General features: G+C 60.8%; 12 protein-coding genes. 5 read left to right on the top strand and 7 right to left on the bottom strand.

The features are described 5' to 3' along the window. Window positions 1–42: 42 nt before the first annotated feature. From ICY20_RS03080 to dinG, 3 genes are all read right to left on the bottom strand, one after another. Complete coding sequence (locus ICY20_RS03080) at window positions 43–1,188, bottom strand: serine hydrolase domain-containing protein (protein WP_159962279.1); 1,146 nt, start codon at window positions 1,186–1,188, stop codon at window positions 43–45. 82 nt (window positions 1,189–1,270) lie between these two features. Beyond that, complete coding sequence (locus tag ICY20_RS03075) at window positions 1,271–3,568, bottom strand: beta-galactosidase (RefSeq protein WP_194936895.1); 2,298 nt, start codon at window positions 3,566–3,568, stop codon at window positions 1,271–1,273. A gap of 88 nt (window positions 3,569–3,656) precedes the next feature. Next, window positions 3,657–5,801 (bottom strand): ATP-dependent DNA helicase DinG, encoded by a 2,145-nt coding sequence (dinG, locus tag ICY20_RS03070; RefSeq protein ID WP_159962277.1) that lies wholly within the window; start codon window positions 5,799–5,801, stop codon window positions 3,657–3,659. 99 nt (window positions 5,802–5,900) lie between these two features. Here dinG and ICY20_RS03065 point away from each other — a divergent pair, with 99 nt between their 5' ends. Beyond that, window positions 5,901–6,365, top strand: coding sequence for a CopD family protein (locus tag ICY20_RS03065; protein WP_194936894.1), 465 nt, complete (start codon window positions 5,901–5,903; stop codon window positions 6,363–6,365). A gap of 103 nt (window positions 6,366–6,468) precedes the next feature. Here ICY20_RS03065 and ICY20_RS03060 read toward each other — a convergent pair whose 3' ends face one another. After that, on the bottom strand, window positions 6,469–7,227 hold the full coding sequence (locus ICY20_RS03060; protein ID WP_194936893.1) for a collagen-like protein: 759 nt from the start codon (window positions 7,225–7,227) through the stop codon (window positions 6,469–6,471). Between the two features lie 171 nt (window positions 7,228–7,398). After that, on the bottom strand, window positions 7,399–8,091 hold the full coding sequence (locus ICY20_RS03055; RefSeq protein ID WP_194936892.1) for an OmpA family protein: 693 nt from the start codon (window positions 8,089–8,091) through the stop codon (window positions 7,399–7,401). A gap of 190 nt (window positions 8,092–8,281) precedes the next feature. On the opposite strand from ICY20_RS03055, the gene ICY20_RS03050 reads away from it, so the two are divergent. The 4 genes from ICY20_RS03050 to ICY20_RS03035 are packed head-to-tail and all read left to right on the top strand — an operon-like array spanning window position 8,282 to window position 9,984. After that, on the top strand, window positions 8,282–8,779 hold the full coding sequence (locus ICY20_RS03050; protein ID WP_159962273.1) for a DUF6231 family protein: 498 nt from the start codon (window positions 8,282–8,284) through the stop codon (window positions 8,777–8,779). A gap of 4 nt (window positions 8,780–8,783) precedes the next feature. After that, window positions 8,784–9,254, top strand: coding sequence for a YchJ family protein (locus ICY20_RS03045; protein ID WP_159962272.1), 471 nt, complete (start codon window positions 8,784–8,786; stop codon window positions 9,252–9,254). A 35-nt stretch (window positions 9,255–9,289) separates the two neighbouring features. Next, on the top strand, window positions 9,290–9,772 hold the full coding sequence (locus tag ICY20_RS03040) for an LEA type 2 family protein (RefSeq protein ID WP_159962271.1): 483 nt from the start codon (window positions 9,290–9,292) through the stop codon (window positions 9,770–9,772). Beyond that, window positions 9,769–9,984, top strand: coding sequence for an SEC-C metal-binding domain-containing protein (locus ICY20_RS03035; RefSeq protein ID WP_119738801.1), 216 nt, complete (start codon window positions 9,769–9,771; stop codon window positions 9,982–9,984). Before ICY20_RS03040 ends, ICY20_RS03035 begins: the two co-directional genes overlap by 4 nt. Before the next feature lie 133 nt (window positions 9,985–10,117). On the opposite strand, the gene ICY20_RS03030 is transcribed toward ICY20_RS03035, so the two are convergent. Together ICY20_RS03030 and ICY20_RS03025 are read right to left on the bottom strand one after the other, a co-directional pair. Next, window positions 10,118–11,509 (bottom strand): ATP-binding protein, encoded by a 1,392-nt coding sequence (locus tag ICY20_RS03030; protein WP_159962270.1) that lies wholly within the window; start codon window positions 11,507–11,509, stop codon window positions 10,118–10,120. Beyond that, window positions 11,506–12,216 (bottom strand): response regulator, encoded by a 711-nt coding sequence (locus tag ICY20_RS03025; RefSeq protein ID WP_135288028.1) that lies wholly within the window; start codon window positions 12,214–12,216, stop codon window positions 11,506–11,508. The genes ICY20_RS03030 and ICY20_RS03025 overlap by 4 nt, the downstream gene beginning before the upstream one ends. Window positions 12,217–12,397: the final 181 nt, after the last annotated feature.

The raw sequence follows: 12,397 nt of genomic DNA, 5'->3' as shown, positions 1-12,397 counted from the left end.
ATAGTTGCCTTTGTAACAAAAAAACGTGAAACAGCAAGGGGTTTACAGACAACCGGCCAATATTCTGACCAACTTCTGCGCGCGTGGGTCCATAAGTACATAAGGCCCCAATGTATTAGTCACGAAACCAAACGCTACATCGTGCTCCGGGTCGGCAAAGCCCACCGAACCGCCCGCTCCCGGATGCCCAAATGCACGTGGGCCAAGGCCGAACGTGGCGTTGGGCAGGTGCGGTTGGTCCAACATGCAACCCAGGCCAAAGCGGGTTTGTGTCAATAATGTTTTATCGGGCCCAATACTGTGTTCGCGGGTCAATTGTTCAAGCATGTCGGCTTCCAGCAAACTTCCGTCCAACAAACCGCTATAAAAACCCGCCAGGCTGCGCGCATTACCGTGGCCATTTGCCGCCGGCTGCTGCATCCGCCGCCATTCGGGCTTATTAGTGCTGGTCAGAATAGACGGTGGGTTGGCAAATGCTCGTGTAGTCATTGCCGTTGGCTCGCGCATCATTACTTGAAGTAACCGTTGCGCGGCTTCATCACCCATATTGCCTTTGCTGCGCGCTATATGAGCAACGCGATAAAACTCTTCATCTGCCAGACCTACGTGAAAGTCCAGCCCCAATGGCCGCGCCACCCGTGCCACGATGGACTCGCCCGGCCCACGGCCGTCGGCGCGGCGCAGCAATTCACCCACCAGCCAACCATAAGTGATGGCTTCGTAGCCATGGCCTTGACCCGGCGTCCACCAAGGGGCTTCGGCAGCGAGGGTGTCGACCATCAACTGCCAGTCGTACAAGGCTTCAGTGGGCAACATTTCGCGTATCGCGGGCAACCCGGCCTGGTGGCAGAGCAATTGGCGCAGGGTGATGGTTTCTTTACCGGCGGCGGCGAACTCAGGCCAGTACTTGGCGACTGGCGCGTCCAGTTGCAGCTTGCCCTCGGCCACCAGTTGCAGGGCCGTAACCGCCGTGAAGGTCTTGGTGCAGGAAAACAGGTTGACGATCGTATCGCTGTGCCAGGCCTCGGTGCCGTCTTTGTCGGCGGTGCCGGCCCACAGGTCGACCACGGTTTCGCCGCCGATCTGGATGCAGAGCCCGGCGCCACGCTCTTGCGGGTCATCGAACAACGCGGCAAAGGCTTCGCGTACCGCTTCGAACTGAAGTTCGTAATGACCCTGAATCTGCACCTGAACGCCCTCAGAAAACACGCTAAAAAGTGGTCGGCATTGTTCCAGCCCTTGTAGGATTTGTGAACCCATCAAGCCTTAATCAATGGCCATTGCCGGAGTGCCCACCGGCATGCCCAGCGCCCTGCCCCGCGCCCCTGCCTTCATGCCCGCCTTTGCCGCCTTCACCCTCACGCACGGCGCTGGCAGCCTTGGCCTTCTCGGCCTCCTTGCCCAGTTGGTCGACCGCCGCCAGGTTGCTCTTGCGCACGCTATCGACAAAGCCTTGGAACGGCACATCAGTAATACCCACGAGACCGAAATGGCCGTTTTCGCCGTCCAGCAAGCGACCGGTCACAGGCTGGTCCAGGTACTGGAACCAGTGCACGCCGACAATCGACGGTTCGGCCATGGCCTGCTTGAGGAAATTGCCATAGGCCACACCGCGATCATCTTCACGCGCCACTTGCGTGACGCCGCCCCAGAACGGCCCACGGTCGGCCGAGCCGAAGTTGAACTCAGTGATCAGCACCGGTTTATCCAACGCACGCAGGGCGGCGAAGTCGTAGCCGTCTTGTGGCTTGAGTGTGTACATGTTGAAGCTCAGCACATCGCAATATTGCGCGCAGGAGGCTACGGCTTCCGGGGTACTCACCGCATAGCGACCCCCCAGCAGCAACTGGTTGGGCGCATGCCATTTGAGCGAGTCGGAAATGGTCTTGAAGTAGGCGTCGGCGAAGGTCTTCTGGAAGTATTTAAAGTCGGCTTCGATTTCCGGATGCTCGGCACTCGGCATCGGCGGCTCGAAGCCTGGGTCTTCCATCAACTCCCAACCCGCCAGTTCGATACCCCAGGCTTTCGACAAGCCCTCTTCGTTGCGGTATTTGTCGCGCAGTTGCTTGAGGAACGCACGCTTGGCCGGCACGTCGGTGGTCATGCGCAGCGTGCCGTAAGCCAAGGCGTAGCGGGATTTAGGGTCATCCCCAGGGCCGGCCCAAGCCAGTTCGTTATCGGCAAAAAAGCCGATCAACCAAGGGTCATCGCGGTGATCACGAGCCGCAATAGCTACGGCGCGCTCGGTGGCCATGGCGAAGCGCGGGTCGAACGGGTCCGGCATGCCACCCCACCAGTCGGTGCCGGTGCTGATGCTGGCGTAGTCACCGACAATCGACAGCGGCATGGTGTACGGCACGCGGTCGGCACGGGCCAAGTCTTCGTCGCTCCAATTACCGACGGTGTTGAAACCCCAGGCTTGCAGGCGGTCGAGGGTGTGGTTCACCCAGCGCTGCAGGTCAAAACCGTCACCGCCGTAGGTGCGCTGCAAGTTGGCGCCGTAGAAGTCATACCAACGCCCGGCACCAAAACTACGACCTTCGCCTGCACCGTTGCCGGTACGGTTATCGCCGCTGCCATAGTATTTGTCGAAGGGTTCGCCACCCTTGGGCAACGCGGCAAACATCCATTCACGGCCGGCCACGTAGGTCTGGCTGTTGTCCGGCGCCACAGTGTTCACGCCCAGCGAGTAGAACGGATGCCCCTGCGGCGTCACCAGGTACCAGCGACCGTCGCGCTTCTCGGTGCGAAAAAACCCAGTGGCGTCAAACGCGGGGCCTTTGTTCCAGCCGCCGAACTTGTCTAGGGCGGATTTATCCCGCGTGGCCAACCAGCCTTGGAGCTGTTGCTGCTCCTTGGCAGCCGCCGCCTTGAGTTGTTCGTCGCTGCTAACCTTCTCCGGCCAGCGCGCACGGGTGGATTGGCCGTAAGCATCCACCAATTCGCTGTAGGCCGCCTTGAACACCGACTCGCTGTCCTGCACGCCAAAGCGTTCCAACAAGATGCTTTGGGCGGCGTTGGGCTTGATCATCGACAAGGTGACCGAGACCACCTGGCTGCGGTCGACTTCCCCGGCGCTACTGCCCAGCAATACGCGCTGGCCGTCTACGGTGATGGGCATCGGCGGGCCGGCTTTCATGCCCTGGCTGAGCGGTGAGTTGGCTTGCAGCGGGATGAGCAGGGTCTGCGCCGGACCCGCCGGCAGATCAACCCGGCTGACCAACGTGCGACCGTCATTGCTCTGCACCTTGATATAGAGGGTCAACGCCCAATCCATGGCGCTCTGGATACGCAGGCTCATGGCACTCGATTGCGACCAGTCCCACGCGCCGGTCTGCGGGCTGAGTACCAGGCTCGGTTCGGCCGCCGGGTTGAAGGTGATGCGGCGCAGCACTTCGCCTTCGGGGGTTTGTTCGGCGTTGTATTGGGGCAAGCTGGCGTCCAGGGTCGCCACCTTGACCACATCGGCAGGCCGGACGAAGTTGAACAGTGTCTGTTGCCCAGTGGGCGCGGCCATCAAGGGCGCAGCGAATAGCAGGGCAAAAAGAGCGGGCAGCGTGCGAATCATACGAACAAGGTTCTCCCAGACGGCCGGTGAATGGCCTGATGACATGATTGAGATAGACCACGAAGTGGGCGAAACCGCCCACAGTGGTTTAAGAAATTTCGCGCCTGAACGGCGGCAAAGCATTAAGAATAGCTTTGCCATAACGTTGCGTGACCAAACGGCGGTCGAGCAAGGTGATGGTGCCCCTGTCTTCCTCGGTACGCAGCAAGCGCCCGCAGGCCTGCACCAGCTTCAATGAAGCATCCGGCACCGAGATTTCCATGAACGGGTTGCCGCCACGTGCTTCGATCCACTCGGCCAGGGCCGCTTCGACCGGGTCATCCGGCACCGAAAACGGGATCTTGGCAATTACTACGTGCTCGCAGTAAGCGCCGGGCAAGTCCACGCCTTCAGCGAAACTGGCCAGGCCGAACAGCACGCTGGAATCGCCGCCGTCCACCCGCGCCTTGTGCTTGTTGAGGGTTTCCTGCTTGGACAGGTTGCCCTGGATAAACACCTGCTTGCGCCAGTCGCGATCAAGGCCGTCGAATACGTCCTGCATCTGCTTGCGCGACGAGAACAGCACCAGGGTGCCGCGTGAACCTTCTACCAACTCCGGCAGGTCACGGATAATGGCTGCGGTGTGGGCTGCGGCGTCCCGTGGGTCGGCTTTGAGGTCGGGCACCCGCAGCACACCGGCGTCGGCGTGATGGAAGGGGCTCGGCACCACGGCGGTGACGGCCTTTTTCGGCAGGCCGGCTCGCATGCGGAAGCGGTCGAAGGTGCCCAGGGCAGTCAGCGTGGCCGAGGTCACCAGGCAGCCGTAAGCCACGTTCCACAGGTTGCGGCGCAACATCTCAGCGGCAAGGATCGGGCTTGCGTTGACCTCGATATCAAACAGCGCACCGCTTTCAGCCAGGGTCAACCAGCGCGCCATAGGCGGGTTGTCTTCCGGGTCTTCGACGGTGAAGGCGGTCCACAGCTCCCAGTTGCCTTGGGCGCGAGACAAGAGGCTACCAAACAGCGGGTACCATTCTTCGGCCTGGTTGCTGGCGATGCCGATATTGACCTCGCCGTCCATGCCCTCTTTGAGCAGGTCGGTGAGGCGGGTAAACAGGTCGGTCAAGCGCGAGAAGCCCTTCTTCAACTCGATGCCCATTTCGCGCATATGCTCGGGGATCAAGCCGCCGACGAAACGATGCCGTGGCCGCTCGCGGCTCTCCACGTCTTCGCCGGGCTTGAAGTCGGCCACCTGCTCGCACGCGCTGAACATGAACTGCTGCTGGGTCTTGATCTCGCGCGCCAGCTCCGGCACCTGCTCGATCAGCTTGCCCAGGTCGCCGGGCAGCGGGTGCTGGGCCAGCAATTTGGTGAGGTTCTTGGCGGTGGACTCCAGCCAATCGGCAGTGGAGCGCAGCCGGGTGTAGTGGGCGAAGTGGCCGATGGCCTTGTCCGGCAGGTGATGGCCTTCGTCGAAGACGTAGAGGGTGTCGCGTGGGTCGGGCAATACCGCACCGCCCCCCAGGGCCAGGTCGGCCAAGACCATGTCGTGGTTGGTGACGATCACGTCAACCTTGCCCATGCCTTCGCGGGCCTTATAGAAGGCGCACTGGCCAAAGTTGGGGCAATGACGATTGGTGCATTGGCTGTGGTCGGTGGTCAGGCGTGCCCAGTCGGCGTCTTCCAGGGCGGTGGGCCAGCTGTCGCGGTCGCCGTCCCATTTATTGCCCGCCAGTTTTTCGATCATGCTGGTGAACAGCTTCTGGCTGACTTCATCGACTTCGATCTTGAAGCCTTCTTCTTCGAACAGCGATGCCGTGGCGGTCTGTGCGTGGCCTTCTTGCAGCAACACATCGAGCTTGGACAAGCACATGTAGCGCCCACGGCCCTTGGCCAGGGCGAAGGTGAAGTTCAGGCCGCTGTTGCGCATCAGGTCGGGCAGGTCTTTGTAGACGATCTGCTCTTGCAGGGCCACGGTGGCGGTGGCAATCACGAGGCGCTTGCCGGCAGCCTTGGCGGTGGGGATCGCGGCCAGGCTGTAGGCCACGGTTTTGCCCGTACCGGTACCGGCTTCGACGGCCACCACCGCAGGGTCGCCACTGCGCCGGCCTTCGTCGTCGGTGTCGATATCGCCGAGGACTTTGGCCACTTCAGCGATCATCAGGCGTTGACCGTAGCGCGGTTTCAAGCTCTTGGCTTCGAGAAAACGCGAGTAGGCGCCCTGGATCGTGGTTTTGAGTTCAGTGCTGATCATGGATAGTCGGGCGCAAAAAACGCTGGATAAATTTTCAGTGGTTCGGATCGGCCGCTATCATACCCCGCTAATGAATCCCGCGCAGAACGGAGTACCACAATGACCGCGTTTAGCCTCGCTTACACCCTGCATGTACTGGCCGCCCTGATCTGGGTCGGCGGTATGTTTTTCGCCTGGATGATCCTGCGCCCCGCTGCTGTGGCGGCACTTGAGGGCCCTGCCCGGCTCAAGCTATGGGCAAATGTGTTTCAACGTTTTTTCGTATGGGTATGGGTCGCGGTAGCCGTTTTGCCGATCAGCGGCATTGGCCTGTTGCAGCTGCGCTTCAGTGGGTTTGAGACAGCACCGCGTTATGTGCAGGTGATGATGGGGTTGTATCTGGTGATGACGGCGTTGTTTATCCGTATCCAGGCGTTGAAATTCCCGGAGTTGCGCGCGGCGGTAGCGGCTGAGGATTGGCCTGTGGGGGCTGCGGTGCTGGGGCAGATTCGGCGCTTGGTGGGGATTAATTTGATTGTGGGGTTGGTGGTGGTTGCGATTGCTTCTGCTCGGCCGATGTTCTGATGGTGTTTGTCATGGCCTCTTCGCGAGCAAGCCCGCTCCCACATTTGGAATGCATTTCAAATGTGGGAGCGGGCTTGCTCGCGAAGACGTCAGACCAGACGACTCAGAGCCGCTGGATAGTGACAGAACCTGCAGGCCCCGCAGGCCCCGGCTGCCCTTCCAACCCGGCACGGCCCTTCTCGCCGCCATCGGCCTGATACACCAGGCAGCCCTTGGACTGCCCGCCACGCCCAGGTTTACCCGCCGTGCCGGCCAACCCACCGGCACCGCCGTCCACCCAGACCTTGATCTGCTCGGCCGGGAAGCTCTGCGGCAGTTCTACCCGCACCAGCGCACCGGCACCGCCTGGCAGGCCGTCACCGCCGTTATCGCCATTGGCACCGCGCCCCGCCGAACCCCAGGTGCAACCGGGGTCTACGCCATTGGCGCCGTCCAGTCCGGCATACCCCTGGGCACCGGCGCCGCCACGGGCGTCCACCGAGAGTTCTTCTGCCGCCAAAGAATTGATGCGCAACGTCAGGTCACGCCCAGCCTTGGCGGGTTTTTCATGGGTGCCGGGGGCGCCACGCGAGGTGATCTGGCTACCGTGATCCAGTTGCGCATGGCGTACCTGCAATTGCAGTGCGCTGTTGCCGGGGACGATGGCGATACGGGCTTCGCGGCCAAGGTGCAGTTCATCCACGGTGACCTGGCTGATGGTCGCCGGAATCAGCAACGTGCCGTAGTCCGCCACGTCCAGGCGTTCCAGTTGCAGCACGCTGGTGCTGCTGGGCAGTCGCATCAACGAGTTGGTTTCAACACTGACGCTCTGGGCCAGGGCAACGGGGCTGACCAACAGGGCCAACAGTAAAACCTTATGCATCGTGGAGCTCCCCTGAATTTTTTTCGAAGACTGCTTCTAATTTTTTCTTTGGACGCACAGTAACGACTTCTAACGGCGATTTGCCAGTGAAGCTTCAAAAAACTTGAGATGGGAGACGTTCAGCGAGGTTCGCCGGCAATGCCCCTGTGGGTTACACAGGGGCAAGGGCTATCAGCGGTTGATCTGGATTTCCGTACGGCGGTTCAATGCGCGGCCATCTGCGGTTTTGTTGTCTGCTACCGGATGGCTTTCGCCCGCGCCGGTTACCGACACAAAGTTGCTGCGAGGTACGCCTGCACTAATCAGGTAGTCGGTAACGGAATGGGCACGTTTTTCCGAGAGCCTCTGGTTGTAGGCGTCATTACCGACGCTGTCGGTATGCCCGCTGACCCGCAGTTGGGCACTTGGGGCTTCCTGTTTCAGGCGGGTGGCGATGGTGTCGAGCGTGGTTTTATCTGCCGCCGTCAATTTGGCCGAGTCGAACTGGAAGTGCACATCGCGAATCACGATGGTTTCTTCCTTGACCACCACGACCTCCTCGACAACCGCAGCAACCACAGGTGGGCATCCATCGGCATCCACCGGCACGCCTTTAGGCGTGCCCGGGCACTTGTCGCGACTGTCCGGTACGCCGTCGCCGTCTTCGTCACCATCGCCGTGCACCCAGCAATAGGCACCGGCCAAACCGCCGACCACCAACGCGCCGCCGCCGGCCCACGAAGAACTTTCGGTGGCACCCAACGCCGCGCCAGTCACACCACCCAAGGCGGCGCAGGTGGGCCAATCGGTTTTTTGCAAGCCTGCGCAACCTGTCAATACTCCGGTTAGCAGAATCAAGGGTAGAGCTGTTCGCATGATGCTCATCTGATTTCTCCTGAGGGGATCGGCGGGGGCCGATGGGTGGAGTAAAGACGGCTCTTTTCATCTGCGCCAGTCAGCCATACCCCCGGATTCATTGAGGATGACACCGCAAGGCTGGCTTTTCGCGATTACCCGCTCTAGGCCCACACGCTTAGCCGCGCTAGTCTCTACGGTCCTGATGTGAGGATCTCTGATGACCGCCGGTATTTCTGCCCGTACACCCCAGCAAGCGCTGGCCGCCTTGCTCGACCAACACCGGCCCAAACGCCTGCTGCTATTGGGTGCCAGCCAATTCCCGGCGTTGGACGCCTTTCACGCGGCGCACCCGGACACCCAAGTCGCCATCGCCCCACCCGGCCCGTTGCCTGCCGAGCTTGCCGCGCAGCGTTTTGACCTGGCGCTGGTGGTCGATTGCCTGGAGCACCTGTCAAAAATCCAAGGCCTGACCTTGCTCGGCGGCATTCGCAATCTCAATGCCAGCAAAATTGCCGTGCTGGTAGACCTGGGCGCCTGCGACTGGAAAGACACCGACTTCTTCTCCCTGGCCCTGCAGGCCGGCGAGCGCTTCCAACGCGACGAGCAGGTACTGACGCTGTTTACCTACGATCTGCTTGACTATAAACAGGTGCCGGACTGGCTCAACGCCCGTTTCTGGGCCAACCCGGAAAATTTTGGAAAGTATTGGTGGTAACCCAATGAGTACATCCATTTGCCCCTGCGGCAGTGGCAACCTGCTGGATGCCTGCTGCGGCCATTATCACGCCGGCCACCCGGCACCCTGCGCCAGCGCGCTGATGCGTTCGCGCTATAGCGCCTACGTGCTGGGGCTGGTGGACTATCTGGTCGCGACCACCTTGCCTGCGCAACAGGCCGGCCTGGACCGTGATGCCATCAGCGCCTGGAGTGCCCAGAGCACCTGGCTGGGCCTGGAGGTGGAAAGCTCCGAAGTGTTCGGCGGCCAGCCGGAACATGCATTCGTGACCTTCACCGCCCGCTGGCATGACAGCGCTGGCGAACATAGCCACCGCGAGCAGTCTTCTTTCGTACAGAATGAGGGGCGCTGGTACTTCATCGACCCGACCGTGGACGTGAAGGCCGGGCGCAACGACGCGTGCTTGTGCGGCAGCGGGCAGAAATTCAAGAAGTGCTGTTCCAGCTACCTCTAAAGCTCACAGAATTAATAGTTCACAGGACTAACGCCATGCTCCGGATGTACAGCTTGATGCTGGCGTTAACCTTCGGCCTGACCGGGTGCGCATCCTGGTTCGAAGACGACTCACCGCCGCCCCATGTGTCGCTGGTGAAGGTCGAAGTGGTACGGGCCAAGTTGCTGGAGCAGAGGTTCAAGCTGTTCTTTCGCGTCGACAACCGCGACGACTCGGACCTGACGGTGCGCGGCCTGATCTACAAGGTGAGCCTGGGGGACTTCGTGTTGACCGAAGGCGAGTCCAACGAATGGCTGACCGTACCGCCGCGCAGTCATAAGTTTTTCCGGGTGTCGGTGCGCACCAACCTGTGGCCACAGATCCGCGATGTGGTGAAAATGCTGAAAAATCCTGACCGCCCCGTGCCTTATCGCTTGGACGGCGAGCTCAAAACCGGATTATTCATCGGTTATGACGTGCAGGTGGCCCACAATGGCGAGATAATCCCCGGCGATTTTATTCCGGAGCGACATCGATGACCCAGCAACCCCATGTCCATGGTCCTGACTGCAACCACGATCATGATCATGATCATCACGATCACCATGATCACGACCACGGTCATGTCCACGGCCCGAACTGCGGCCACGCTCACCAGGAGCCAGTGCGCAATGCGTTGAAGGACGTTGGCCGTAACGACCCTTGCCCATGCGGCAGCGAGAAGAAATTCAAGAAGTGCCACGGGGCTTGATGGCCTGATCCTGCCAATGCAGGAGCTGGCTTGTGTGGGAGCTGGCTTGCCTGCGATGCAGGCAACTCGGTCTTTCAGTGATACCGAGGTGATGCCATCGCAGGCAAGCCAGCTCCCACATTTGGACCGTGTTTTATCCGTTATTCTTGCGTTGGAACAGCAACTCCACTTCCAAGCCCCCGCCCTCCCTATTCCTCAAGCTCAACCGCCCCTCATGCGCCCTGGCGATGGTGTGAGCAATGCTCAACCCCAACCCATACCCGCCGGTCTCGGCATTGCGTGACCCTTCCACCCGATAAAACGGCTCCATCACCTGCTCCAGCTGTTCCTGGGGAATCCCCGGCCCTCGGTCGCTGATGGTGATCGTCAAGCTGTCCGCCACGTCCTCAACCCGTACCACCACATCGCTGCCATAGCGCACTGCGTTTTCCAACAGGTTCTGCACACACCGCTTGAGACTGCGGGCATACCCCGGTAACGGTTGTTTCGCCCGGCCTTCGATTCGCACGCTCTCGCCCACGTCTTCCAGATCCGCCTGCAGGCTTTGCAGCAAGGCATTGATGTCGATGTTCTGTCGCGCCTCGTTGATTTCGCCGCTGCTGACAAAATCCAGGGTGCTGGCGACCATGTGCTCCATTTCTTCCAAATCACTGCGAAAACGCTCACGGGTGCGGGTGTCGTCAAGCATCTCGGTGCGCAGGCGCAGGCGTGTGATGGGTGAACGCAGGTCGTGGGAAATCGCCGCAAGAAAACGCGTGCGCTCGGCGATGTTGGCGATCAGGCGTTGTTGCATTGCGTTGAACGCCTGGGCTGCGCGGCGCACTTCGGTGGGGCCATCCTCCGATAATGGCGGGCGCTGGATGTCCCGGCCCAGCGCTTCGGCTGCCTTGGCCAGGGCGTTGAGCGGGCGGATGGCCAGGCGCACGGCCACCAGGGCAATCACCACCAGCACCAAGACCCGCAGCAGATAAATGCGCATCACATAGTCGAACAATAGGTCCAGCGGCGAGGTGCTGGTCCAGCCCTGTTCCTCGCGCGCATCCACTTGCAACCAACGCCCATCCGGCAGGCGCAGGTCGATAAGGAATTGCCCCACCACCGGCTTGGAGCCGAGCAAGGTGGAGAGCCCAGCGGTTTGGCCTTCACCGTCCACCAGGGACAGCTGCAAAAGAATCAGGGTCTGGGCGTAACCGGTTTTCTCCGACAGCACCTTTTTGAGCAACCGCTCAGTGGGCCGGTCACTGTCGTGCAAGCTACTGGGCACTGCGCTCGCCTGCTCGCTGAGGGTCAGATGAAAGTGTGGGCTGTCGAGCAACTTGATCAGTTGATCAGCCTGCTGCGGGTCGCTGTGCACCAACCGCACCACATCCGCCAGCCGCGTGGCGATCAGCCGCGCAGGAATCTCCAGCACCTGGCCATGGCGCCGGTCGTACCAGATGCTGCTGGTCAGGGCCTGGGCCGCGAGCATGCCGCTGACCAAAATCAGCACCAACCGCCCAAACAGCGAACGCGGCAGCAGTCTCACGACTCCAGCGCCACGTCGTCGGCGGTTAGCATGTAACCCTCGTTGCGCACGGTCTTGATCAACCCGGCCGGCAGTTGCGAGCGCAAGCGGCTGACGCACACGTCGATGGAACGGTCGAACGGCGTGCTGTCTTTGTCGAACACATGGTTAAGCAAAAAGTCGCGGCTCAAGGGCCGATTGGGGTGCTGCAACAACAAGCGCAGCACGCGGTAATCCGAGTTGCCCAGGCTGACCACCACCCCGTCCGGCGACAGCAATTGCCGCGCCCGCGTGTCGAGTTGCCAGCCAGCAAAACGAATGCTCGGCGCCTCATCCAAACGCGCACGGTCGGGAAAACTCTGCACCCGGCGCAGCACCACCTTGATCCGCACCAACAACTCGCGGGGGTCGAACGGCTTGGGCAGGTAATCGTCGGCACCGATTTCAAGCCCGACGATGCGGTCGATCAACGAGCCCTTGGCGGTGAGCATCACCACCGGCGTGTTGGAACTTACCCGCAGTTCGCGGCACAGGCTCAGGCCGTCTTCGCCGGGCAGCATCAGGTCGAGGACGATCAGGTCGATAACATTCAACTCCAGGCGCCGGCGCATCTCCTTGCCATCGGCGGCGGTGGATACCTGAAAGCCCGCATCGCTCAGGTAGTCGCAGAGCAACTGGCGAATTTGCGGGTCGTCATCAACGATCAGGAGGTGGTCTTGCTTGGCCATGGGCAGTCAATCCGAAAAACTATAAAACGCAGCAAATAGCCGAAAGTTCAGCCAGCCGTGTACGCAAATGTAATGGAATGTTGTAGGAACCGATAATCACGCATTAGCGATACAAAGCCAGGGCATGGCAGGGGAAATCGCTCTTTAGACTACCGAACCTAAATGAGAGTAATTGTAATTT

It is taken from the genome of Pseudomonas pisciculturae (assembly GCF_015461805.1).
In the GTDB taxonomy this organism is placed as follows: Bacteria; Pseudomonadota; Gammaproteobacteria; order Pseudomonadales; family Pseudomonadaceae; genus Aquipseudomonas; species Aquipseudomonas pisciculturae.
The sequence above is the reverse complement of the archived record's forward strand: the minus strand, read 5'-3'. Positions and strand labels throughout refer to the sequence as shown.